This is a genomic window from Geodermatophilus sp. SYSU D00814 (genome assembly GCF_054050055.1).
Map to the genome: position 1 here is coordinate 48,525 of NZ_JBJGYP010000006.1, position 24,714 is coordinate 73,238.

Genomic DNA, 24,714 nt, shown 5'->3' on the forward strand with positions numbered 1-24,714 from the left:
CGGTCGTCACAGGGAGGCCTCCAGGAGGGCAGCGGTGGACGGGACGAGCGGGCGGGCCGGGTTGCCGGCCCAGGTCTGACCGGGCGGCACGTCACGGAGGACGACGCTGCCCATGCCGACGACGGCGCCGGCTCCGATCCGCCGGTGCTCGCGGACGAGGGCGCCCGAGCCGAGGTAGGCGGCGGCGTCGACCGAGACGCCGCCGGCCAGCCGGACGCCGGCGCCGGAGGTGGCCGCGTCGCCGACCTCGTCGTCGTGGGTGAGCACGACGTGCGGCATCAGGTAGACGTGCCGGCCCACGGTCACCGCGGCGGTGAGGACGACGCCGGCGTGCAGCACCGAGCCGGCGCCGACCGTGCTGTCCGGCGAGACGCTCGCCAGCGGGTGCACCACGGTGGCCCAGACCTCGTCGGGCAGGCCGAGCCGGTCGACGAGTCGTTGCCGGGAGGCCGGGGCGCCCGGGTTGCCGACGCAGGCCAGCAGCAGCGCCCCGCGGGCCGCGTGCTGTGCGGCCTCGCCGGTCGGCCCGAGCACGGGGACGCCGTCGACGGCCGCGCCCGCGCGCGCCGGGTCGTCGTCGAGGAACCCGGCGACCGCGACGGGGACGCCGGCGGCCTCCGGGCAGGCGCGCAGCAGCTGGACGACCTCGCGGGCGGCACCGCCCGAGCCGAGGACGACCAGCGGCCGCGCGGTCGCGCTCACCGCAGTGCCGCGCGGAGGGCGTCGACCACGCGGTCCTGGTCGGCCTCGGTCATCTGGTGGAACAGCGGCAGGACCAGGCTGTCGGCGGTGAGGCGCTCGGTCACCGGCAGGCTGACCCGCGGCCGGTCGGCGTAGGCGGGCTCGAGGTGGGCGGCCATGATGCCGCGGCGGCAGGAGATCCCGGCCGCGCTCATCCCCTCCAGGACGGCGTCCCGGCCGACCGGCGCGTCCTCGGGCAGCAGCACCCAGCAGGACTGGAAGTTCGTCGTCCCCCAGGGCGGGTCGGCCACCAGCCGCAGGCCGGGCAGGTCGGCGAGCAGCTCGCGGTAGCGGGCGGCCAGCTCCCGGCGACGGGCGACCATCGCGTCCAGTCGGGTCAGCTGCACCTGCCCGATGGCGGCCTGCACGTCGGTCATCCGGAAGTTGAAGCCGGGTTCGAGGTACTGCTCCGGCGCGACCCGGCCGGTGGCGTGCCGGTCGGCCGCGCTGACGCTCATGCCGTGCTCGCGCAGCCGGCGGGCGCGGGCGGCCACCTCCGGCGCGGTGGTGGTCAGCATGCCGCCCTCGCCGGTGGTCACCAGCTTTCGGGGGTGGAAGGAGAAGGCGGCCAGGTGCGCCCCGGCGCCCACCGGGCGGCCGTGCAGGGTGCTGCCGATGGCGCAGGCGGCGTCCTCCACCACCGCGATCCCCCGGGGCGCGAGCAGCGCCTCCAGCGCGGGGACGTCGGCGGGGACGCCGGCCTGGTGCACGACCACGACGGCGCGGGTGCGCGGGGTGAGCACCGCCTCGACCGTGGCGGGCGTCAGGTTGCCGGTGAGCGCGTCGACATCGGCGAAGACCGGCTGGGCGCCCACGTAGCGGGCGGCGTTGGCGGTGGCGATGAAGGAGAACGAGGGGACGACGACCTCGTCGCCGGGCCCGACGCCGAGCAGGTGCAGCGCCAGGTGCAGCCCGGTCGTGCAGTTGGAGACGGCGACCGCCTCGGGGACCCCGATCCGGCGGGCGAAGGTCTCCTCGAACGCCTTGACCCGCGGCCCCTGCGCGACCCAGCCCGAGGCCACCGCCTCGGCGGCGGCCGCGGCCTCCTCCTCCCCCAGCCACGGCTTCATCACCGGGATGGTGGGCAGCGCCGGCAGGTCGACCAGTGTCATGCCAGGGTCTCCTGCGCCGGCGCGCACTCGGCGCGCCACCACTCGACCAGGCCCCGCAGGCCCTCGTCGAGACCGATCTGCGCGGTCCAGCCGAGCTGCTCGCGGGCCGCGGTCACGTCGGCCAGCCGTCGGGTGACGGCGTTGACCTTGCGGGCCTCGCCGTGCACCGGCGCCAGGTCCGACGCCATCGCCGCGAGCAGCCGGTCGGCGAGCTCGCGCAGGCTGGTCTCGGTGCCGGAGGCGATGTTGAAGACCGTGTCGGTGACGTCGGCGCGCGCGGCCAGCAGGTTGGCGCGGGCGATGTCCTCGACGTGGACGAAGTCCATCGTCTGCAGGCCGTCCCCGAGGATCAGCGGCGGCTCGCCGGCGGCGATGCGCTCCATCCAGCGGATGAGCACCTCGGTGTAGACGCCGTACACGTCCATCCGCGGGCCGTAGACGTTGAAGTAGCGCAGCGCGACCGAGTCGAGGTCGTACATGGCCTTGAAGCTGCGCAGCATGCCCTCGTTGAAGGCCTTGGCCGCCCCGTAGAAGGTGTCGTTGTTGTACGGGTGGTGCCGCTCGGTGGTCGGGAACTCCTCCGCGAGGCCGTAGACCGAGGCCGACGACGAGGCGACCACCTTGGCCACGCCGTGCTCGGCGGCGGCCTCGAGCACCGTGAAGGTGCCGTCGACCAGCGACTCCAGCGCCAGCCGCGGCTGCTCGGCGCACTGGGTGATCCGCAGCGCGGCGAGGTGGAAGACCAGGTCCTTCCCGCGGGTCAGCTCGTGGACGAGCGCGACGTCGCGGATGTCCCCCTCGACCACCCGGACGACGTCGCCGCCGCGCTCCAGGGCCCGGTCGAGGTTGGCCAGCCGGCCGCGGACGAGGTTGTCGAGGACGACGACCTCCGCGGCCCCGGCTTCGACGAGCTGGTCGACGACGTGCGACCCGATCGTGCCCGCGCCGCCGGTGACCAGCACCCGGCTGCCGGAGAGCTCCACGGCGGCGCTCACGCGGCCACCTCCGCGGTGACCTGCTCCACCGGCACCGCGACGCCGCCGGCGCGCAGGCTGGCGCTCGCCGCCTCCAGCATCGCCAGCACCCGCAGCCCGGAGCGGCCGTCGGTGAGCGGTGGCCGCCCCTCGGTGATCGCGGCGGCGAACTCGCCCATCATCGTGCGCAGTGCCTCTCTCTCGGGGAGTGCCGGGGCGACCATGTCCCCGATCCGGTAGGACACCCGCGTCTGGTTGCGGGCCTCGACGCCCAGCTCGGCGGGGTCGCGGGTCTCGATGGAGCGGTCGTAGACCGCCACGCGCTGGGTCGGGTTGAGGTCGTCCCAGACGACGGTGCGCCGGGAGCCGCCGACGATCGTCGTGCGGACCTTCGTCGGCGACAGCCAGTTGACGTGCACGTGCGCGAGCGCACCCGAGCTGAGCTGGATCGACAGGTGGGCCACGCACACCTGCCCGCAGCCGAGCGGGTCGGCGCCGTGCGCGGCCACGCTCACCGGCGTGACGCCGTCGGGGAGCAGCGAGTCGAGGATCGACAGGTCGTGCGGCGCGAGGTCCCAGACGACGTCGACGTCGGCCTGCACCAGGCCGAGGTTGATCCGCACCGAGTCCAGGTACTGCAGGACGCCGAGCTCGCCGCCGCGCACCAGCTCGCGCAGGTGGGACACCGCCGGCGTGTAGCAGTAGGTGTGGTCGAGCATGAGGACCAGGCCCGCGTCCTCAGCGGTGCGCACGATCTTCGCGCCGTCGGCGAGGCTGGCCGCCAGCGGCTTCTCGACCAGCACGTGCTTGCCGGCGGCGAGAGCCGCCATCGCGATGCCTGCGTGGGTGGCCGCCGGCGTGGCCACCGCGACGGCGGCGACGGCGGGGTCGGACAGCACCGCGTCGAGGTCGTCGGTGACCCGCACTGTGCTGTAGTCCCCCAGCACGGCACGGGCTCGGGCGACGTCGAGGTCGCAGAGGTACTCGAGCCGGAGCGCAGGGGTGGCCTGCGCGTTGCGGACCAGGTTCGGTCCCCAGTAGCCCGCGCCGATCACGGCGATGCCGATGGGTGTCGTCACTGTCGTCTCCCCGTGGTCCTCGACCGGTCGCGCCGGGCCAGTCTGGTGTGCGTCCACCCGTCTCGGGTGGCCTCGCGTCGTGCCTCTTTCAGATCCGCGCCCCGTGGTTCACCGACTGTCGAAGGTCCACGTCACGGGACCGGCCAGGGCGTTGCCGGCGGCGTCACGGGCGGCGTCGACGGTGACGGTGTAGGTGGTCCCCGCCGTCAGCGGCTGCTCGGGCTCGAGCCGGGCGACGAGGGTCTTGGCATCCCACGTGAGCGTCGCCGGCACCGGCGAGCCGTCGGGTCCGGTGAGGGTCATCCGCACGTCCTGGACCGCCTCGCTGAACACCGCGCTCGGCGTCGCGGTCACCGGGGCGCTCCCCTCCGGCCCGGTGTCGGTGACCGACGGCGCCGCGGTGTCGGTGCCCGCGCCCCGTGGCTCGGTCGTGGCGACCACGACGTCCACCCAGAACGCTGCAGCGCCGGCCGCGGCCGTGGGGAAGCTGCCCGCCGGCCCGGTGACGCCGTTGGGAGCACCCTGCCGGTCGGCCGGCGTGGTGAGCGGTCCGCTGCTGCGGTCGGCGGTGAACCAGGACGGCGTCTGCGACCACCGGCCCTGCGGGGCGGTGTAGCTGACGACGTACTCCTGGCCCGCGCGCAGGGCGACCGGTTGCGCGAGGACGGCCGTCTGCCAGCCCGACGCCGTCTCGTCGGTGAAGCGCACCGTGGCGAGCCGCTGCCCGTCCGCGGTCCACAGGCTGCCGACGTGCGTGCCGGTCGCACCCGTGCCCTTGGCGAAGCGCAGCGCGGTCACCCAGCCGGTGGCCGAGGTGGTGAACCTCGTGCCGACCTCGGTCGCGGCGGTGTCACCCACCGCCGCGGCCGGTGGCGTGTCCCCGGCCCCGAACAGCGAGAACGGCTCCGCGGGTGCGGCCGTCGTCGGGGGTGGCGGGGCAGGGGCACTGGGCGACGGCGCCGTCGTGCTCGGCGGTGCCGTCGTCGTCGGCGGCGGCGGTGTGGTCGTCGGTGCCGTCGTGCTCGGCGGCGGCGTCGTGCCGGGCGGTGTCGTGGTGGTCGGCGGCGGTGTGGTCGTCGGCCCTGGCTCGGACGTCGTCGCCGGCGCCTCGGACGTCGTCGTCGGCGGCGCCTGCGACGACGTCGACGGCGAGGTGGGAGTCTGCGGGTCCGTGGTGGACGGTGCGGACGTGCTCCCCGGCGCCTCGGCTGTCGAGGGCGGCGGCGCGGTGGTGGTCGACGGGGACGGCTCCGACGGCGTCGACGGGGCGGTCGTGGTCGACGGGGACGGCTCGGACGTCGTGGCCGGCCCGGTCGGCGCCGGGGTCGCCTCGCCGGTGGCCGCTGCCGTGAGCCGCGGAGCCTGCGGGACGAACACGACGTCGACGCCGTAGTCGGTGCTCGACCCGCGGGTGGGCATGGCCGAGGCGCCGTAGACGTAGACGCCGTTGGGCTCGGTCGCGGTCGCCCGCGGCGCGTGCAGCGGACCCCGGTCGACCCCGGTGAACTCGAAGGCACCCCGCGTGTAGCTGTAGTGCCCGGTGTCGGTGTGGTAGCTGGCGGTGTAGACCACTCCCGGCGAGACCGGGACGGGCGTGTCGAAGAGGACCTGCTGCCAGCCGCCGGAGGCCTCCCCGACGAAGGTGGCCGTCGCGAGCCTGGTCCCGTCGGGTGCCCACAGGCTGCCGGTGTGCGTGCCGGTGTTGCCCGCTCCCTTGTGGAACCGCACCCCGGTGACCACGCCGGCGGTGTCGGCGCTGAACCGCACGCCCAGCTCGATCGGGCTCGCGTCGCTGTCGGCGACCGCCGCGGGTGCCGAGTCGTCGGCGAACAACGTGCACGGGCAGCTGCCCGGGGTCGGCGGGCTGGTCGCCGCGCCCGTGGTGAACGTCCACGTCACCGGTGCGGGGACGGTGTTCCCGGCCGCGTCGGCGACCACCAGGGTCGCCGTGTACGTCGTCTGCTCCGCCAGTGCCGCGGTCGGCGTGGCGGTCACCGTCGTGCCCGCGGCGTCCAGCCCGGCGACGACGGCGACGGGCCCGGCCGGCCCGGTCAGGCTGAAGCGGACCGAGGAGGCGGCCAGCGGCTCGGAGAACGTGGCGCTGACCGGCGCGGTCGTGCTCACGTCCGTCGTCCCGTCGGCGGGCGCCGTGCGCACCGGCTGGGGCGGCGTGGTGTCCGCACCCGGTGGCGGTGGCGGGGTGGTGCTGCCATCGGTGACGAACACGACGTCGACGCCGTAGTCGGTGCTCGATCCGCGGGTGGGCATGGCCGAGGCGCCGTAGACGTAGACGCCGTTGGGCTCGGTCGCGGTCGCCCGCGGCGCGTGCAGCGGACCCCGGTCGACCCCGGTGAACTCGAAGGCACCCCGCGTGTAGCTGTAGTGCCCGGTGTCGGTGTGGTAGCTGGCGGTGTAGACCACTCCCGGCGAGACCGGGACGGGCGTGTCGAAGAGGACCTGCTGCCAGCCGCCGGAGGTCTCCCCGACGAAGGTCGCCGTGGCCAGCCTGGTCCCGTCCGGCGCCCACAGGCTGCCGGTGTGCGTCCCGGTGTTGCCGGGTCCCTTGTAGAACCGCACCCCGGTCACCGACCCGGGTGTGTCGACGCTGAACCGCACGCCCAGCTCGATCGGGCTCGCGTCGCTGTCGGCGGCCACGGTCGGCACCGCGCTCTCCGGGAACAGCGTGCAGGGGCAGCCGGAGGACTGCCCGGCCGCGGTGGTGAAGGAGGTGCTGGCGGGTCCGGCCATGGGGTTGCCGGCCAGGTCCCGCGTCCCCTCGACCGTCGCGGTGATCCCGGTGCCCGGCGGCAGCGGGGCGGCGGGCCGCCAGACGACGGTGCGCGCACCGAAGCCGGTCACGGTGCCGGCGAGCACGGTCCCCTGCGTCGTGGCGACCCGGACGACCGCCGTGTCGGCCCGGATCGCCTCGTCGAAGCCGAACTGCACCGGCGAGTCGACGGGGACGCTGGACCAGCCGTCCCCGGGCGAGGTCGTCGTCACTGTCGGCGGGGTGGTGTCGGTGGGCGGCTCGGTCACGAAGACCGCGTCGACCCAGTAGTTCGAGCTCCGGTAGGTGCCCGTCGGGAAGGTGGTGGCCGGCCCGTACGCGTAGATCCCGTTCGGGCCGTCCTCGCCGTCGCGCAGGCCGCGCACCGGGGAGTTGACCCGACCGCGGTCGGTGAAGGCGCCCACGTCGGCGGAGTAGTGCCCGGAGGGCGCGTGGTAGGAGGCGACGTAGGTGGTCCCCTGCGTCACCTGCACGGGGTTGGCGAAGGTCAGCTGCTGCCAGCCCGAGGCCGTCTCGGCCGTGAAGGTGCCCGTGGCCAGGAGCTGACCGTCGGCGGTCCACAGGGTGCCGGTGTGCGTGCCGGTGTTGCCCGGCCCCTTGTAGAACCGGACACCGGTCACCCAGCCGTCCACGTCGAAGCGCAGCCGGGTGCCGAGCTCCACCGACCGGCCGTCGTCCGTGGCCGGGTTCCCGGGAACGGCGTCGCTGAAGAGCGTGCAGGGGCAGGCCCCGACACCCGCGGTGGTGAACGACCAGGTCCACGGCCCGGCCATGGCGTTGCCAGAGGTGTCGCGGACGCCGGCCACGGTCGCGGTGTAGCCGGTCGCAGCCGCCAGCGGTGCGGCCGGCGTGAACCGGACGGTGCGGGTCCCCGCGTCGTAGGTCGTGGTCCCGGGGACGGACGCACCGGCGGCGGAGGACACCGCGACGGTGAGCGAGGCCGGGTCCACCGGCTCGCTGAACGCCGCGGACACGGCGGCATCGACGGGCACACTGGTGGCCCCGGCGCCGGGCGCCGTCCTCGTCACCGTCGGCGGCAGGGTGTCCGGAGCCGGCCGGAAGACGACGTCCACCCAGTAGTTGGCCGAGCCCGGGCGCGTGGGGAAGGCGCTGGCGCCGTAGACGTAGACGCCGTTGGGACCGTCCGCACCGTCGGCGAGGGCGGTGAGGGGACTGCGGACCACGGCCTCGGACAGGCCTCTCGCCGTGGCGGAGTAGTAGCCGCTGTCGGTGTGGTACGAGACCACGTACGTCGTCCCGGCGGTCACCTGGACGGGCTGGTTGAACGCGACCTCCTGCCAGCCGGCCGTCGACTCGCCGGAGAAGGTGGCGCGGGCGAGTTGCCGGCCGTCGGCCGACCACAGCGTCCCGGTGTGCGTCCCGGTGTTCTGCGGCCCCTTGTAGAAGCGCACGCCCGTGACGGTCCCGTCGGTGTCGGCGCGGAAGCGCATGCCGAGCTCGACCGCTGCGGGGTCGGCCACGCTGACCACGGCCGGGACGGCGGTGTCGTCCCAGACGCTGCACGGGCAGACGCCCGGCGCAGCAGGCGGCCGAGCTGTGGTGAACGACCAGCTGACCGGCGAGTCCAGGGGGTTCCCCGCGGCGTCCTGGGCGGCCGCGACCGTGACCGTGAAGCGGGTCGCCGGCGCCAGCTGCTCCGCGGGCCGGAAGGTGGCGGTCCGCGTGCCGGGGTCGTAGCTGGTGGCACCGGCGATGGCCGAGCCGCCGGCTCCGGTGACGCCGATGCGGATGCTGGTCGCGTCCACCGGCTCGTCGAACACCGCGGTGATCGCCGTCGACTGCGGCACGCTGCTGCTGCCGTCGAGCGGGCTGCCGGGGGCCACCGACGGTGCGGTGGTGTCCGGCGGCGCAGTGCTCTGGAAGACCACGTCGACCCAGTAGTTGGCGCCCTGGTAGGTGCTCGTCGGGAAGCCCGGACCGCCGACGCGGTACACACCGTTGGGCCCGTCGGTGCCGTCGCGGAGGGCGGTGAGCGGCTCGTTCGTGGTGGCCGCCGCGGTGAGGTACCCGGCGTCGGCGGCGTAGTGCCCGGCGGGTGCGAAGTAGGAGACGACGTACGTCGTCCCGGCCGAGACGGCTACCGGTGTCTTGAGACTCAGTGTCTGCCAGCCTGTGGCCGTCTCGCCGGTGAAGGTGCCGGTGGCGAGGAGCCGACCGTCGTTGGTCCAGAGGCTGCCGGTGTGGGTCCCGCTGTTCCCCGCGCCCTTGTAGAAGCGGATCCCGGTGACGTAGCCGGCGACCTGCGACTGCCACCGCAGCCCCAGCTCGATCGGCGTGGTGTCGGCCGCCGCCGGGGTGCCGGGCACCGCCGAGTCGGGCCAGATGCTGCACGGGCAGGTGCGCTGGCCGATCGAGGTGTCCAGGCTGACCGGCGCGGACAGGCGTGCGCTGTCGTCCACCGCGCGCGCGCGCACGGCCAGCGGTCCCGAGGCGGTGGGCGTCCAGGTGTAGGACCACTCAGCCCGGCCCTGCGCCGGGTGCCAGGTGGTGCCGCCGTCGACCGACACCTCCACGCCGGCGACGACACCACCCGTGTCGGTCGCCGTCCCGCGGATGGTGACCGCCGATCCGACGACGACCCCGTCGCCGCCGGGCGCGGTGATGGTCACCCGCGGCGGGCTGGTGTCGGTGCTCGCGGTCGCGGCGACCAGCCCGCTCTGCAGCGTGGCGGGCTGGACCCCCATGTCGGCGAAGAGGTTCACCGTGGCCTGCCGCATGGGGGTGTTGGCGACGGCCGGACCACCGCCGGCGCGCTCGTCGTCCAGCCCCCAGGACCACTGGACGGTCCCTGCCCCGAAGACCAGCGCACCGCTGGCCTGGTCGCGGTAGAGCGTCAGGTTGTGGGTGGCCGTGCCCGGGGCGTAGCGGACGCCGTAGTCGTCCTGGAGGACGTCCGCCTCGGCGACGTCCACCACGGTGTTGGACAGGTGGGCGATCCCGGCGGGCCGGAAGCCGTTGTCGACGTCGGAGTCCCACTCGTAGCCGAGCGTCCCGGGGCCGAAGGTGTAGGTGCCGCCGGAGGCCTGGTTCGCGACGGCGGTGTTGCGCCACAGTCGCGCCTTGCCGTACTCGGCCGGGACGCTGAGGGAGTCGGCGCGGGAGCCCGCTCCGTTCCCGTTGACCCGGAACTGCTGGCCGATCAGCGCGTTCTCGGGCGTGACACCCGGCTGGCGGAAGCGCGGGTCGCGCCACGTGCCGGTCCAGTCACCCGAGGGGTCGGTCTGCGCGCCGTCGAGGCTGGACTTGTAGACGACCAGTGAGCGGTGGCCGGTGGCCGAGCCGTCGATCGACGGGCCCCAGCGGAACCGCCACCACATCTCGTTGCCGCTGAAGAAGGCCAGGTGGACGCCGGCGGCCTTCGCCCGCTCGACGGCGGCGCGCTGCGGACCGGACCAGTACTCGTCGTGACCGACCGACAGGAACAGCCGGTGGTTGGTCAGCAGGCCGCCGGAGCGGTCGGTGTCGACCCCGGCGATGTAGGAGACGTCGTAACCGTTGCGCTCGAGGAACCGGATCATCGGGTACTCGGCGTAGGCCACCTGCCCGGCGGACTCGCCCGCGGCGAGTGGTCGGTTGTAGCTGACCGAGTAGGCCCGGCCGGCGCCCCCGGGGCCGTCGCCGTAGTAGGTGCTGGCGCCGCCCCAGTCGTTGTAGGCCGCCCAGGTGGTGTCCGAGGTCTGGAAGACGACGTCGGAGCGGCTGGCGTCGTTCCGGACGACGAAGGTGACCTGGTTCTCCGCCCCGGTGTCGTTGCGGTGCAGGACGGCGACGTAGACGCCCGAGACCGCGGTGCTGGGCACGGTCCAGCTGGCCGAGACCCCCCAGTTGCCGCAGTCCACCATGCCGGTGGTCGCGTCACGGAGGCAGTTGGGCTGGCGCTGCGGCAGCGCCACGCTGGGACGCACGGACGTGATCAGGCGGCCGCCCGCACCGCCGTACCAACCCAGCCGGTAGACGTCGACCCGGTAGTCACGCGAATCGGTGCGGATCTTGAAGTCGACGCGATCCCCGAGGTCGGCGCTGATGTCGGTCGTGAACCCCTCGATGCTGGTGTCGGGTGTGACGACCCAGTCGGCGCTGCCCTGCTTCGTGTTCTCGCAGGCGACCGGGTTGGTCACCGGGGCGGCACAGGGGTCCGCCGCGACCGCCCGCTGCGGAACGGTGACCAGTCCGATCGTGGCCAGGGCCATGGCGACGAGCACGACGCAGAGCCGCCGGACGGCGTGGACGGTGTCCATCAGTACGCCCCTAGAGGCCGGACGACGGCGTGGAACGTCTTCCACAGGATCTGCAGGTCCAGGGCGAGCGACCAGTTCTCCACGTAGCGGAGGTCCAGCCGCACGGCCTCGTCCCAGGTGAGGTCGCTGCGTCCCGAGACCTGCCACAGGCCGGTCAGCCCCGGCTTGACCAGCAGTCGCCGGGCGACCGAGTCGTCGTAGACGGCCACCTCGTCGGGCAGCGGCGGGCGGGGCCCGACCAGCGACATCCGGCCGGTCAGGACGTTGCACAGCTGGGGCAGCTCGTCGAGGGAGTAGCGCCGCAGCACCCGCCCGACGCGGGTGACCCGCGGGTCGTCGGCCACCTTGAACAGCGGCCCGTCGCCGTTCTGGTTGCGCGCGGCCAGCTCGGCCCGCCGCTGCTCGGCGTCGACGCACATCGTGCGGAACTTGAGCATCGAGAAGGTGCGCCCCTGCCGGCCGACCCGCACCTGCCGGAAGAGGACGGGGCCGGAGCTGTCCAGCCGGACGGCCACCGCGACCGCCAGGAGCACCGGGAGCAGGACGACGAGGGCGAGGCCCGCGGCGACCCGGTCGATGAGCTCCTTGACGAGTCGCTTCGGGCCGGTGAAGACCGGCTCCTCGACGTGCACCAGCGGCAGGCCGATGAAGGGCCGCACGTGCATGCGCGGGCCCGCGACCTCCATCAGGCCGGGCGCGACGAGCAGCTCGATGCCGCTGCCCTCCAGCTCCCACGACAGCCGACGGAGGTAGACCGCGGCGGTCTCGCTGGAGCTGGTGACCGCGACGGCGTCGACGTCGAGCTCCCGGGCCAGCCGCGCCGCCGCCCGCAGGTCCCCGGCGACCGGGACGTCGGTGCCGGCCAGCGTGGTCCCCACCGGGGGCTCGGGCACGCAGGCGGAGACGACCACCATCCCGCAGTGCCGGTCGCGCTCGAGCTGCCGGACGAGGTCGGCGACGGCGTTGGTCCGGCCCACGGCCAGGACCGTGCGCAGGCACCGCCCGTGGCCGCGCAGCCGGTGCACGTACCGCCGCAGCACGTGCCGCCCCACCGCGGTGAGCAGCAGGGCGGCGGGCACCGCGACCACGACCAGACCCCGCGACAGCTCGAGCGCCAGCGCGTACGAGGCCAGCGCGACGAGGGCGAGGCACCCGACCCCGGCGCGGATGACCGCCCGGTACTCCTCGGTCCCGGTCCCGAGGTGGGCGCTGCGGTGGCCGCCGGCGAGCGCGACGACCACGACCGACAGCACGGGGAACAGCCCCATGACCATCCAGGTCGAGGGGACGACCTCCGTGCCGAACCGCACGACCTGGGCCAGCGAGCCGGCGACGGCGCCGGCCACGAGATCGCTGCCGACGACGGCGACGTGGTAGGCCCGCAGCCAGCGCGGCGCCGGCCGTCGGAGGCCGTCGGAGGCCGTCGCCCACGCGGGAGCGGGCACCGCGGCCGGCGTGAGTGCCTCCGCCGTGGGGGCCGACCGCGGGACCGGCACGAGCGCGGCCGTCTGCGGCTCCCGGACGTCACGGAGGACCATCGACCCGCCGCCCCCTCTGCTCAGGTGTGCGGGGGCGCACGCCGTGCGCCGGCCCCCGCTCTCCGCGCCGGGACCGGTGGCCGGGGCCCACGACCGTGCGCTGGAGCGGCGCCAACGAACCAGAGGCCCGTCACCGAGCGCAACCCCCTTGCGCGCCGATCGCGCTGTTCAGGCCCTTGGTCCCGGGTCGGCGGTGCTGCCGTGGTCACGTCCCGTGACGACACCCGAGGAGGTGACGCGTCAGGGGAGGACGACGGTCGGCGAGGTGGCGTGGGGGACGAGGATGGCAGGCTGCCCGTCGCCGGTCGGGGCGGTGGCCCAGACGTCGGAGTCCCCGGACCCGGACAGGCCGCTCCCGACGCCGTAGAGGACGCGGTCCGCACCCCACCAGGCCACCTGGTCGTCGACCTCGCGGCCCTCGGCCAGCGGGGCCCGCTCGCCGGTGCCCACGTCGTAGACGGTCAGCACCGGGGCGCGGGAGACCGGGTCGGTCCCCTTCATGACGATCGTCGACGCGTCGGCCGACACCGACGGGCACGCGCCGTCCTCGGCGACGACGGTCAGCGTGCGGGTCCCGGCGTCCCCCCGGACCAGGTACCGGACGCCGCCGGTGCCCATGGTGGCGTAGAGGTCCGGGCCGTCCCCGACGAAGGTGACACCCCAGAAGTTGCGGTCCTCCGCGGTCACCGGCGTCCCGTCGGCGGCCGTGGCCGTCCACGACTCGAGGTTCCCGAGCGACTCCGGCGTCCCGCCGGTCAGGTCGGTCACCACGGTCTCGGTGGAGAACTGCGCGTCGGTGTAGGCGTGCCCGGTGACGAACACCGTCGTCGCGGCGTAGCTCGCGTCGGCCGAGACCCGGGCCCGGCTGGGGACGCCCGGCAGGTCGGCCGTGCCGATCTCGCGGAAGGACCCGTCGAGGAAGACGGCGCGGTAGGTGGTGACCACCCCGGTCACCGACTGCAGGCAGACGGCGCCGCCCCGGGCGGCCGCGACCCGCTCGCAGGCGAGGTCGACGACCGCCCGCGGGCCGTCGGGGTCGTCGAGGGGGACCAGCGCGACCTCGCCGTACGAGGGCCCGGGCTCGGTGTTGCGCACGACGACGTGCGGCACCCGCTGCACGTCCTCGACCGCCAGCCGGGTGCGGCCGGCCTCCTCCGCCGCCGCGGCGGCCGCGGCCGCCTCGTCCCCCTGCCGCTGGACCAGCAGGTAGGCGACCGTGCCGGCGACGACCAGCACCGCGGCGAGGACGAAGGCCAGCAGCCGGCGGCGGTCACGCACGGGGACCGACCCGCAGGTCGCGCAGCGCCCACCGGGCCGCGGGGAGGGCGACGACGAGCGCGACGGCGAACCCGGCGAGCGCGGTCCACTGCCCGGTCAGCGTCCACAGCAGGCCGAACAGCAGCGCCGACGCCGACCGGCCGGCCGCCACCGCCGTCTGCACGAGGGCGATCCCCGAGGTCCGGACGTCGTCGGGACTGAGTTCGGCGGCGAGCGCGGCGAGGACGCCGTCGGTGGCGGCGTAGTAGACGCCGAGGGCCGCGACGACGACCCCGGCCAGCAGCAGCCCGTCGGCGGGCAGCAGGAGCAGCGCGGCGTAGGCGGCCAGCAGCGCGACGTGGCCGGCGACGATGACCGGCACCCGACCCACCCGGTCGGTCAGCCGGCCCAGCGGGACGGCGAGCAGCAGGTAGACCGCCGCGGTGCCGACGAACAGCAGCGGGAACAGCGCGGCGGTGACCGCCTCCCGCTCACGGACGAGCAGGTAGAGGAACCCGTCGCTGACGGTGAGCAGGCCCAGCACCGCGCCGGTGAGCGCGACCCGCCGCACCGGCCGGTGGCCGGCCAGCGCGGCGACCTGGCGCCAGCGGACCGGCGGGCGGTCGGCGGCGCGGCGCCGCTCGGGGACGAAGGTGACCAGCACGCCCAGGCCGAGCACCGCGAACACGGCGCTGACGAGGAACAGGCTGTCGTAGTCGCCGGGGAGGTACAGCAGGAGCGCCACGGCCAGCAGCGGCCCGAGCAGCGCGCCGGTGGTGTCCATGGCGCGGTGGACGCCGAACGCCTGCCCGAGCGCCCCGGCCGGCGCGGCGTCGGCGATGAGGGTGTCCCGCGGCGCGGTGCGCAGGCCCTTGCCGGTGCGGTCGACGGCCAGCACCGCGCTCAGCGCGGCGGCGCCCGAGGCGAGCAGCAGGCCGAGCTTGCACAGCGCCGAGAGCCCGTAGCCGAGCACCGCCGTCGCCTTGGGCCGCTGCCACCGGTCGGCCGCCGCGGCGGCCGCGAGCCGGACGAGCACCGTCGTCCCCTGGTAGACGCCGTCGACGACGCCGAACGCCAGCGGCGAGAGGCCGAGGGTCAGCGTGAGGTACACGGGCAGGACGGCGGCGACCATCTCCGAGGAGACGTCGGTGAGCAGGCTGACGGCGCCCAGGGCGAGGACCGTGCCGCCGACCCGGGTGCGGGCCCGCCCCGGGGGCGCGCCCGCCGAGGGGACGTCGCGCACGCTGGCGTACACCCGGCCTCCTCCCGGCGGCGGCCGGTGTGCTGCCGCCGCGCGCCGGGCGCAGTATGCGTGCGTTCCGGGGCGTCCGGGAGCCCCTGCGGCCTCAGCGCGGGCGTGCGGGCGCCGTCCGGCTCGCCGGGTCGGCGGTCTCCAGCGCCTGCAGCGCCCGGCGCAGTGCGGTGCTCGAGGTGTGCATCGTGTACGGGAAGTAGTGGACCGTGACGCCGACGGTGGCCATGTCCCGCTCGAGCCGCTCGCCCTTCGGGGTCCCCCGCCAGTCGTCGCCCTTGAACAGGACGTCGAAGCGCACCGCCCGCCACGCCTCGAGCTTGTCCGGCACGACCTCGGCGTGGACGTCGTCGACGAAGCGCAGGTTGCGGACGATCTCCATCCGCTCGGCCAGCGGGACCACCGGCAGCCGGCCCTTGGTCTGCAGGAGCACGTCGTCGGCGACGACCCCGGCCACCAGCCGGTCGCAGTGCGCCGCGGCGTGCCGCAGCACGTTGAGGTGGCCGATGTGGAACAGGTCGTACGCGCCAGGCGCGTACCCGATGACGGTCATGTCTCCCCCAGGACCTCGTCCGACGTCCCGGGCAGTCGACCAGCGGAGGTCACTCTCCGTCATCCCCCGGACGGGTCTCCCCTGCCCGGATGCACCCGGTCGGGGGACACGGTGACGCCGCGTGAGCGTCGGCGGGGTCAGCCCCAGGGGTCGGCGAAGAAGGCCAGCACGCCGTCGAGGTCGTACAGCGAGGGGTCGCCGTGCTGACCGCGGGCCGCCACGACCCGCGCGGTCCCGCCGTCGGCGAGCACCTGGCCGGCGCACGCGTCGGCGTTGCGCTCGCGGGCGACGACGGCGTCCTCGTCGGACGCCCACAGCCGCACCGGCACGTCGGCGTCCAGCCGCACCGGGGACAGCCAGGCCAGCGCCGCGTCGACGTCCGCACCGTGCGCCGCGTCGATCGAGTCGGCGAAGGCGTCGTACACCGAGCCGAGGTCGCACAGCGGCGCGATGCCGGCGTAGGCCCGCAGCCCCGCGATCCGCCGGCCGGTGACCAGCTGCGCCCCGGCCAGCCCGCCCATGGACTCCGCCACGAGGAACACCTCGCCGGCGCCGGTCAGCTCCCGGGCCGTGGCGGCCAGGGCGGCGTGGGCGTCGACGCTGGCCGCGGTGCCCCAGGCGTCCCCGCCGGCGTCGGAGGCGGCGACCGCGTAGCCCGCGGCGACGAGGCCCTGGGCCAGGCCGCCGAAGGCCTCGTCGTCGGCGAGCGCGCCGAGGTCGGCGCCGTACCCGTGGGCGTAGACGACCAGCCGGCCGTTGGGCCGCTCCGGGACCAGGACGACCGCGGCCTCGCCGGCCACCGACAGGGAGTGCGTCCCCGGGTCGAGCAGCGCGCCGGCCGCCGTGCCGGGCACCGGCGCGGGCGCGGCCGGGCCGGACGCGGTCGCCACCACCCCGGGTGCGCTGTCCGGGGCACCGGCGGCGCACCCGCCGAGGAGCAGGGTCACCGCCGCGAGGACGCCCGCCCGCCGGCTCACCGGACGGGCCCGGGGGCCTCCACGCCGCGCATCCGCCACGCGTGCCGGGCGAGCTTGGCCAGCAGCTGCGGCGCACCGTCGCCGGGGGCCACGTAGAACCGCGGGATCGTGAACCGGTCACCGGGCAGGTAGTCGCCCGTGACGCAGGCGTGGTCGTAGCCCGCGGCGCGCGCCGCGTCGGCCGCGGCCGCGTCGAACTCCCCCCACGGGTAGGCGAAGCCGGGCACCGGCGCCTGCAGGACCTCCTCCAGCACGCGGCGGCTCCCGCCGACCTCGTCGGCGAGCACGGCCGGGTCGGCGCCGCGGAGGTGGACGTGGTGCAGCGTGTGGCTGCCGACCTCGTGCCCGGCGGCGGCCACGGCGCGCACGCCGTCGGCGTCGAGCAGGTCCAGCCGGGGGCCGTCGTCCCACTCGTTGCGGCCGGCCAGCCGGCCGGCGACCACGTACACCGTGCCGGTCATCCCGTGGCGGGCGAGCACCGGCGCGGCGTGCTCGAGGAAGTCGGTGTAGCCGTCGTCGAAGGTCAGCCCCACCAGCCCGGCGGCCGCGCCGCGGTCGTGGGCGGCGACCAGCTCGGCGAGGGACACCCCGCGCAGGCCCAGCCGGCGCAGCAGCCGCAGGTGGCGGTCGAGCCGGTGCGGGTGCACGCGCACGCGGTGCGGGTCGGCCAGCGCCGACGGGCTGATCGAGTGGTACATGAGCACCGGCGGGACCCGCAGCCGCTCGCGGCCCTCCGCGGCCTGCGCCCCCTGGGACGACGTCGCGGTCACCGGGCACCCAGGCGGGTCATCTCCCGCCGCCAGCGCGGCAGGCCGGCCAGCACGAACGCGGCGGTGCAGAGCGCGAGCAGGCCGTAGGCGGAGAGGAAGGCCGGGGCCGAGCCGAGCAGCACGAACACCAGGCAGAGCACCCCGTAGTCGGTGGGGAGGACCACCAGCGAGCGGAGGACGCCGGCCCGCCCGGCGGCCGGCGCCGCCCGGGTCGGGGCGCCGTGGGCGGCGCGCAGCGCGTCGTTGAGGAGCATCGCGGAGAAGTAGAGGACGTCGGCGACGGCGAACCCGACCGGCACCAGCAGCCAGCCGTCGCCGACCTCGCCCTGGCGGAAGAGCCCGACGAGGACGGCGAGGTGGATGCACACGGTCTTGGCGGCGTCGACCACGTGGTCCAGCCACTCCCCCGCCGGCGTGCCGCCGCCCCGCAGCCGGGCCAGCTGGCCGTCGGCGGAGTCCAGCGCGTAGCCGAGGGCCAGGGCCAGCGCGACGAGCACGCCGACCCACCACGAGTGCGGCGCGAGCGCGACGGTCGCGATGGCGGAGAAGGTGACGACGGCGCTCGTGGCGGTCACCGCGTCGGGGGTGAGCCCGCGGTGGAAGGCCAGCGCGGCCAGGACCCGTCCGGCCGGCCGGTTGACGAAGCGGCTGTAGGCCGGGGCCCCGTGCGCGCCCTTCTGGGCGCCGGCGAGGCGGGCGACGGTGTGGGCCAGCGTCTCGCCGGGAGCCGGCCGCACCGGGGCGCGGGTCGGGATCACGGGCGGCGTGTGCGCGTCCGCGACCGCCACGTCGTCCTGCAGCACGGGTCCTCCGGGGGATCGGGCGGTCCACGGGTGCGGACCGGCCCGCCGAGTCTCGCCGCCCGCGGCCCCGCAGGCGGGGTCCCGCTGGACCGGTCTCATCCGAAGGGGCGGGGCCCGCTGCTCCTGGCGCGGGATGCCTCCCCCGGAGGGGTCACGCGACGTGGTGGCCGCCCGCCGCCCCGGACTAGCGTCCGCACGCCGCACCGACACGGTCGGGACGCCGCTGTCGCCGGGTGCGACGGCCACCGGCCGACGACACCTGGAGCTCCCCGTGGGACGACCCCGCACCGGCCGCGTCGTGGCCGTGCACCCGCACGCCGACCTGTACGGCAGCGACCGGATGTTCCTCGAGAGCCTCGCCGCCCTCGGGCCCGACGTCCTGGCCGTGCTGTCCACCTCCGGCCCGCTGGTCGAGGCGGTGCGGGCCCGCGGGTACGAGGTCCGGGTCGAGGACTTCCCCGTCCTGCGCAAGGTCGAGCTGCGCGACCCGCGCCGGGCCGTCGCCTTCGCCGGCCGCTTCCTGCGCTCGGTGGGGACGCTGGCGTCCTGGCTGCGCGCCCAGGGCGCCGACGTGCTCTACGTCAGCACGGTCACCGCCCCCGAGTGGCTGCTGGCCGGGCGGCTGGCCGGTGTCCGCGTGGTGTGCCACGTGCACGAGAGCATGCCGATGCCGCGGCCGGCCGCCGCGCTGCTGCTGTCCCCCCTGCTCGCCGCCGACACGGTGGTCGCCAACAGCGGCGACACCGCGGCCTGGATCCGCGCCTCGCTGGGCGCGCGGGCCGCCCGGCGCACCCGGGTGGTGCACAACGGCGTCCGCGAGCCGGTGGCCCCCGCCGTGCAGCGGGCCCCGGGGCGGCCGCGGAGCCTCGTCGTCGTCGGCCGGCTGTCGACGATCAAGGGCCAGGACACCGCCGTCCGGGCGACCGCGCTGGTCCGCGAGGCCGGCCACGACGTCACGCTCACCCTCGTCGGCGACTGCTACCCCGGCTACGAGGCGGTCGAGGACGGCCTGCGCGACCTCGCCGTCCGCGAGGGCGTCGGCGACGTCACCGTCTTCACCGGCTTCCAGGACCCCGCACCGCACGTCGCCGCCGCCGACGTCGTCCTCGTGCCCTCCCGCGTCGAGTCCTTCGGGCTCGTGGCGGTCGAGGCCCTGCTGCTGGGGCGGCCGGTCGTCGCCACGCGGATCGGCGGGCTGCCGGAGGTGCTGCGGGACGGCGAGACGGGGCTGCTCGTGCCCGCTGACGACCCGCGGGCGCTCGCCGACGCGGTGCTGCGGCTGCTGGCCGACCCGCGGCTGGCCGAGGAGCTGGGCGCCGCCGGCCGGGCCGACGCCCGCGCGCGGTTCTCGATGGCGGCGTTCACCCGGGCGCTGGCCGCCGCCGTCCTGCCCGGTCCGGCCGGGACCCTCCCCACCGCCGCGTAGGCGGCCCGCTCAGCCGACCGCGCGGGCCAGCCGGTCGACGGCGTCCTCGATCACCGCGAGGCTCCGGAGGTACTCCTCCCGGGGACGGCGGTGCGGATCGGGCACGTCCTCGGGGGCCGCGCCGGGCACCCGGTGGCGGGCCGCGAGCCCGGGCAGCGCCGCCAGCCGGGCCGCCGCCGACGCGGGCACGTCCTGCGGCCAGCCGGCCGCGGCCACGGCCTCGGCGACGTCGGCCGCGTCGGTCAGCAGGAACGTGCGGCGCAGGGCAGCCGGGATCAGCTGGACCACGGCGGACCGGTGCTCGCGGGCCATCGCCAGGACCAGCCCGGCCTGGCGGACGTCGGCCGGGCGCAGCTCCCGGGCGCCGGAGGCCTCCGCCGGCACGCCGGCGGCCGCCAGCAGCTCGGCCACCTGCGGGTCCACCGGCACGCCGGCCCGGGCGCGGGTGCCGGCGCTGGTGACCGTGACGCCGGAGCCGGCCAGGCGCCGGGCCAGCAGCCGCTCGGCCGCCGGTGACCGGCAGACGTTGGCGGTGCACACGACGAGGACGGTGACCCCCGCGGGGCCACCGTCCTCGTCGTGCGTCCGGGTGGACGGCACCGTCACCAGCGGCCGGACGGCTCGGCGTGCGCCCCGCCGCGCGACTCCGCCGGTGCCGTCCCCACGGGGTCGGGCGCGGACCGCGGACCGCGGGTGAGCGGCGCCCGCCACGAGGAGTCCGCGACCTGCTCGGCCGGCGCGTCGACCGCCTCGTAGCCGTAGGTGTCGCGCGCCCGCTGGCGGACGTGGGTGAGCACGACGCCGACCACGCGGGCGTCCAGCCGGCGCAGCAGCGCGAGGGACTGGCCCAGCGCGGGGCGCCGGATCCGGCTGGTGTCGGCGACGACCATCGTCCCGGAGACGATCCGGGCCAGGACCGCGGAGTCGGTGACCGGCAGCAGGGGTGCCCCGTCGACGACCACGACGTCGTGGGTCCGCTCGAGCCGGGCGAGGACGTCGGCCATCGCCGGCGAGGCCAGCAGCTCGCTCGGGTTGGGCGGCAGCGGGCCGGTGGTCAGCACCGACAGCCCGACGCTGCCCCACTCCTGCAGGACGTCGTCGAGGTCGGCCTGGCCGATCAGCGCGGTGGTCAGGCCCGCCGCGCCCTCGAGGCCGAGGGTGTCGGCCACGGAGGGCCGGCGCAGGTCGGCGTCGACCAGCGCCACGCGCAGGCCGGCGTCGGCGAGGGCCAGGGCCAGGTTGGCCGCCACCGTGGACTTGCCCTCGCCGGAGTGCGACGAGGTGACCAGCAGCGACAGCGGCCGGCCCGGCAGGGCCGAGAACTGGACGGCGGTGCGCAGCGCGCGGACGGCCTCGGCCGCGGGGCTGCGCGGCGCGGTGAGGACGACGAGGTCGCGGCGGCCGCCCCGCGCCGGCGGCGTGTCCAGCGCGCCCAGCAGCGGCAGGTCGGTGACGCGGGCGACGTCCTCGGGGGTGCGCACCCGCGTGTCGGTGAGGTCGCGCGCCAGCCCGGCGGCGGTGCCCAGGGCCAGCCCGGCGATCAGGCCGATCAGCAGGTTCAGCGTGGTCCGGGGCGCGCTGGGCGCGGTCGGCGCGACCGCCGGGGACACCGTGGTGCCCCGCACCGTCGGGTCGCCGTCGGCGGTGGCCGGCGCGAGGTCGGCGACGGTCGCCACGAGCTGCTCGGTGACGGCGTTGGTCAGCTCCGCCGCGCGCGCCGGGGAGGTGTCGGTGACGCGCACCTCGAGGACCACCGTCCCGGCCACCACCTCGGTGGAGACCCGGCCGGCCAGCCGGCGGGCGGTGGTGTCGAGGTCCAGGTCGTCGATGACCGGGTCGAGCACGGCCGGCGTGGTGGCCAGCATCGCGTAGGAGGCGACCTGGTTCTGCGCGAACGCCGAGCCCTGCACCAGGTCGTCGGCGGACTCCCCGAAGCTCAGGGAGAAGAAGATGCTGCTGGTGGCCTCGTAGGACCTCGGCGTGGTCAGGGAGAGGGCCCCGGCGACGGCGAGGCCGGCCAGCGCGGCCGCGACGAGCCACCGCCAGCGGCGGCGCAGCATGTGCAGGAACTCGTGCAGGTTCATCAGTCTCCCCGTGCGTGCACGCACCGATCGGACGGGCTCGGCAGCGACGGCCGGCGCCCCGGTGGGGTGGCCGGCTGCCATCCGAGCGGCAAGTTACCGAGACGGGACCGTGCCCGTACCCCGCGCGGCCCGGGGCTGACCCGAACGGGGTGCCCGGGCCGCCCGGCCGCCGTACGCGGCGCCCGTCCGGCACCGTGGGTGAGCGGCCGGGGCCGCCGCCGGGCGGCCTGCCACTTCCGGGTGGCAGGCGCCCGGAGGACGCCGGGACGGCGCGGATCCGGCCGCAGACTGGCCGCGTGACGACGGGGGACGGCGACGAGCGCCGGGGTGGATCCGACCGCGCGGACCGGCACGGCCCGCTGCTGACCCGGCCGGGCACGGTCCTGCTCGCGGTGGTCACGGCGTGGACCGCGGTCCCCTCCCTGGTCGCCGAGCGCAAGGTCACCTGGGCCCTGCTGGCGGTGCTCCTGGTCGCGGTGGCCGCGGCCCTGTGGCAGCACGCGCGCCGGCTGCGCTGGACCACGCCGGTGACGCTCCTGACGGTGCTCCTGCTGGTGGCCACCGTCTCCGCGTTCCACCACGCCACCCTCGACGAGCTGGTCGCCGGGACGGCGACGGCGCTGCTGCTCGTCGGCTGCTGCCTGCTCGCGGTGAACTGCAGCCCCGCCGACGTGCGGCTGCTCGCCCGCGGCCTGGTCCTGCTCGCGCTGGCCGAGCTCGCAGTGGCCCTCGCCGGTGCACACCTGGGCGTGCCGGCACCGTGGGGGTACCTCGGCACCCCGGGGACGACGTTCGGGGTCAACGACCTGGTCCCGGCGCTGGACGGCCGGTCCACCGGGACGATGGCCCACCCCATCCCGTTCGGCACGCTGATGGCCCTGGCGGCCGCGCTGTGCCTGACCTCGGTCACCCGCTGGCCGGTGCCCGTCCGGGTGCTCGCCGGCGCGGCGGCCTGCTACGGCCTGGCGATGTCGGGCAGCCGCAGCGCCGCCCTGGTGCTGTGCCTCGCCGCCGTGGTCGCCGTCCTCACGCCGCGGGCGCTGCGGATCGGCGCCACCGCCCGCGTGCTGGTCGTGCTCGCCCTGGCCGGGGCGGTGCTCCTCCTGCGCGACACCCGGCTCACGGTGGTCGCCAGCCTCGAGGGCACCGGGTCGCTGACGCACCGGCTGGCCGCGCTGGACGCCGCCGGGCGGCTGCTCGACCGCCCGGTGGAGCAGACCCTCCTCGGCAGCGGGACGGGGTCGCTGGACGACCTGTTCGCCTCCGGCCTGCTGCAGCTCGACGGCTTCTTCGCCGTCGACAACCAGCTCGTGACCACCTTCGCCCTCGCGGGGCTGGTGGGCCTCGCCGCGCTGCTGGCGCTGGTCGTCGTCGGCCTGCTGCGCGGCGTCCCCGAGGTGCGCCCGGCCGCGCTCCTGCTCGTCGGCATGGTGATGTCGTTCGACCTGCTGGAGTGGAACGCCACGGCGGTGCTCTTCGTCGCGCTCGTGCTGCTCGGCTCGGCCGCCCCCCGGGCCGGGGACCCGGACCCGGCGGGTCCGGCGGCGCGCGACGCCGTCCCCGTGCCGCTCGCCGTGCCGGCCGGGGCGGTCCGGCCGTGACCGCCACGGAGACCCCGCGCCCGCCGGCCGCGCCGCGCGCCGCGCGGGCCGCCGGCATCACGCTGGTCGGGCAGGCGCTGCGCACCGTGGTGCAGTTCGGCTCGATCCTGGTGCTCGCGCGGCTGCTGCTGCCGGAGGACTACGGCCTGCTGGCCATCGTGCTCGTCGTCGTCGGCATCGGGGAGATCGTCCGCGACTTCGGCCTGAGCACCGCGGCGATCCGCGCGCCGGAGCTGTCCGAGGACACCCGCGACGCGCTGTTCTGGATCAACACCGCGATCGGCGTGCTGCTGTGCCTGGTCGTCGTCGCCGGCTCCGGGCTGCTGGCCGGCCTGTTCGACCGCCCGGCGCTGACCGGGATCGCCTGTGCGCTGTCGGCCACCTTCGTCCTCAACGGGATGGCCACCCAGTACCGGGTGACCCTGACCCGCGAGATGCGCTTCGGGGCCCTGGTGACCGCCGACGTCGCCGCGCAGACCACCGCGGCGGCGGTGGCGATCGCCGCGGCCGCGCTGGGGGCCGGGTACTGGGCGCTGGTCGCCCAGCAGCTGGTCCAGTCCGCGCTCCTGCTGGTCCTGGTCGCCGTCCCGGCGCGCTGGTGGCCCGGCCGCCCGCGCCGCACCCCCGGCCTGCGGCCCTTCCTGACGCTGGGGCTGCACCTGGTGGGCACCCAGCTGGTCAACTACGCCGGCAACAACGTCGACACGGTCACCGTCGGCCTGCGCTTCGACGCGGCCGCGCTCGGGCTCTACAACCGCGGCTTCCAGCTGCTGATGACCCCGCTGAACCAGCTGCGCTCCCCCGCCACCACCGTCGCCCTGCCGGTGCTGGCGCGGCTGCAGGACGACCGCGAGCGCTTCGACGAGTACCTGCGCCGCGGGCAGCTGGCCCTCGGCGTCCCGATCGTCGTCTCGCTGGGCGTGGTGGCCGGGGCCGCCGGGCCGCTGGTGGAGCTGCTGCTGGGACCGCGCTGGTCCGGGGTCGCGCCGATCCTCGCGCTGCTCGCCGTGGCCGCGGCGTCCCAGACGCTGGCCTTCGTCGGCCTGTGGGTCTACCTGTCCCGCGGCCTGGGCGCCCAGCTGTTCCGCTACACCGTGGGCACCTCGGTGCTGCGCCTGGCCTGCGTGCTGGCCGGCAGCGCCTGGGGGGTCGTCGGCGTGGCGGCGGGCTACGCGCTGGCGGCCTGCCTGGAGTGGCCGCTGTCGCTGTGGTGGCTCTCGCGGATCACCGACTTCCCCGGGCGGACGCTCGCGGGCGGGGCGCTGCGCGTCCTCGGCTGCGCGGTCCCCGCCGGGGTCGCCGCCTGGCTGGTCACCCTGGCCGCCGGGGCGCTGCCCACCACCGTGGTCCTGCTGCTCGCCGTCCTCGCCGGGGCCGCGGTGCTCGCCCTGGCGGCCGCCGTCTCCCGCACCGTGCGGGCCGACCTCGCAGGCGTGCTCGCGTTCGGCCGCTCGATGGTCCGGCGGTGACCGCCGTGCCGGCGGCCCGGCCCGCCCCTTC

General features: G+C 76.3%; 17 protein-coding genes. 3 read left to right on the forward strand and 14 right to left on the reverse strand.

Features of this window, described 5'->3' with window-relative positions; genetic code table 11:
- Positions 1–6: 6 nt before the first annotated feature.
- From ACI780_RS05990 to ACI780_RS06045, 12 genes are all read right to left on the reverse strand, one after another.
- Complete coding sequence (locus ACI780_RS05990; RefSeq protein WP_457001473.1) at positions 7–702, reverse strand: NeuD/PglB/VioB family sugar acetyltransferase; 696 nt, start codon at positions 700–702, stop codon at positions 7–9.
- Entirely contained in the window at positions 699–1,853 is a 1,155-nt protein-coding gene (locus ACI780_RS05995) for a DegT/DnrJ/EryC1/StrS family aminotransferase (protein WP_457001475.1), read from the reverse strand. The genes ACI780_RS05990 and ACI780_RS05995 overlap by 4 nt, the downstream gene beginning before the upstream one ends.
- Complete coding sequence (locus ACI780_RS06000; protein ID WP_457001477.1) at positions 1,850–2,848, reverse strand: NAD-dependent epimerase/dehydratase family protein; 999 nt, start codon at positions 2,846–2,848, stop codon at positions 1,850–1,852. Before ACI780_RS06000 ends, ACI780_RS05995 begins: the two co-directional genes overlap by 4 nt.
- The gene (locus ACI780_RS06005; RefSeq protein WP_457001479.1) at positions 2,845–3,906 is read right to left on the reverse strand and encodes a Gfo/Idh/MocA family protein; all 1,062 of its coding nucleotides are present in this window, start codon (positions 3,904–3,906) and stop codon (positions 2,845–2,847) included. The genes ACI780_RS06000 and ACI780_RS06005 overlap by 4 nt, the downstream gene beginning before the upstream one ends.
- A 108-nt stretch (positions 3,907–4,014) precedes the next feature.
- Positions 4,015–10,953, reverse strand: coding sequence for a DUF4082 domain-containing protein (locus tag ACI780_RS06010; RefSeq protein WP_457001481.1), 6,939 nt, complete (start codon positions 10,951–10,953; stop codon positions 4,015–4,017).
- The gene (locus ACI780_RS06015; protein WP_457001483.1) at positions 10,953–12,491 is read right to left on the reverse strand and encodes a sugar transferase; all 1,539 of its coding nucleotides are present in this window, start codon (positions 12,489–12,491) and stop codon (positions 10,953–10,955) included. Before ACI780_RS06015 ends, ACI780_RS06010 begins: the two co-directional genes overlap by 1 nt.
- Before the next feature lie 240 nt (positions 12,492–12,731).
- Positions 12,732–13,769 carry a hypothetical protein gene (locus tag ACI780_RS06020; RefSeq protein WP_457001485.1) on the reverse strand — a complete coding sequence of 346 codons (1,038 nt, stop codon included), beginning with the start codon at positions 13,767–13,769 and terminating at the stop codon, positions 12,732–12,734.
- Positions 13,762–15,003 carry an MFS transporter gene (locus ACI780_RS06025; RefSeq protein ID WP_457001487.1) on the reverse strand — a complete coding sequence of 414 codons (1,242 nt, stop codon included), beginning with the start codon at positions 15,001–15,003 and terminating at the stop codon, positions 13,762–13,764. Before ACI780_RS06025 ends, ACI780_RS06020 begins: the two co-directional genes overlap by 8 nt.
- A gap of 91 nt (positions 15,004–15,094) precedes the next feature.
- Positions 15,095–15,553, reverse strand: a complete 459-nt coding sequence (locus ACI780_RS06030) for an adenylyltransferase/cytidyltransferase family protein (protein ID WP_456869527.1) — start codon at positions 15,551–15,553, stop codon at positions 15,095–15,097.
- A 137-nt stretch (positions 15,554–15,690) separates the two neighbouring features.
- Positions 15,691–16,500 carry a hypothetical protein gene (locus tag ACI780_RS06035; RefSeq protein WP_457001490.1) on the reverse strand — a complete coding sequence of 270 codons (810 nt, stop codon included), beginning with the start codon at positions 16,498–16,500 and terminating at the stop codon, positions 15,691–15,693.
- 26 nt (positions 16,501–16,526) lie between these two features.
- Entirely contained in the window at positions 16,527–17,300 is a 774-nt protein-coding gene (locus tag ACI780_RS06040) for a polysaccharide deacetylase family protein (RefSeq protein ID WP_457001492.1), read from the reverse strand.
- On the reverse strand, positions 17,297–18,103 hold the full coding sequence (locus tag ACI780_RS06045; protein WP_457001494.1) for a CDP-alcohol phosphatidyltransferase family protein: 807 nt from the start codon (positions 18,101–18,103) through the stop codon (positions 17,297–17,299). The genes ACI780_RS06040 and ACI780_RS06045 overlap by 4 nt, the downstream gene beginning before the upstream one ends.
- A gap of 271 nt (positions 18,104–18,374) precedes the next feature.
- On the opposite strand from ACI780_RS06045, the gene ACI780_RS06050 reads away from it, so the two are divergent.
- Positions 18,375–19,529, forward strand: coding sequence for a glycosyltransferase family 4 protein (locus tag ACI780_RS06050; protein ID WP_457001496.1), 1,155 nt, complete (start codon positions 18,375–18,377; stop codon positions 19,527–19,529).
- Between the two features lie 9 nt (positions 19,530–19,538).
- On the opposite strand, the gene ACI780_RS06055 is transcribed toward ACI780_RS06050, so the two are convergent.
- Together ACI780_RS06055 and ACI780_RS06060 are read right to left on the reverse strand one after the other, a co-directional pair.
- Entirely contained in the window at positions 19,539–20,069 is a 531-nt protein-coding gene (locus ACI780_RS06055) for an arsenate reductase/protein-tyrosine-phosphatase family protein (protein WP_457001498.1), read from the reverse strand.
- Positions 20,070–20,131: 62 nt separating this feature from the next.
- The gene (locus ACI780_RS06060) at positions 20,132–21,613 is read right to left on the reverse strand and encodes a polysaccharide biosynthesis tyrosine autokinase (RefSeq protein ID WP_456869533.1); all 1,482 of its coding nucleotides are present in this window, start codon (positions 21,611–21,613) and stop codon (positions 20,132–20,134) included.
- 296 nt (positions 21,614–21,909) lie between these two features.
- On the opposite strand from ACI780_RS06060, the gene ACI780_RS06065 reads away from it, so the two are divergent.
- Together ACI780_RS06065 and ACI780_RS06070 are read left to right on the forward strand one after the other, a co-directional pair.
- Positions 21,910–23,214, forward strand: a complete 1,305-nt coding sequence (locus tag ACI780_RS06065) for a hypothetical protein (RefSeq protein ID WP_457001500.1) — start codon at positions 21,910–21,912, stop codon at positions 23,212–23,214.
- Positions 23,211–24,683, forward strand: coding sequence for a lipopolysaccharide biosynthesis protein (locus tag ACI780_RS06070; RefSeq protein WP_457001502.1), 1,473 nt, complete (start codon positions 23,211–23,213; stop codon positions 24,681–24,683). The genes ACI780_RS06065 and ACI780_RS06070 overlap by 4 nt, the downstream gene beginning before the upstream one ends.
- Positions 24,684–24,714: the final 31 nt, after the last annotated feature.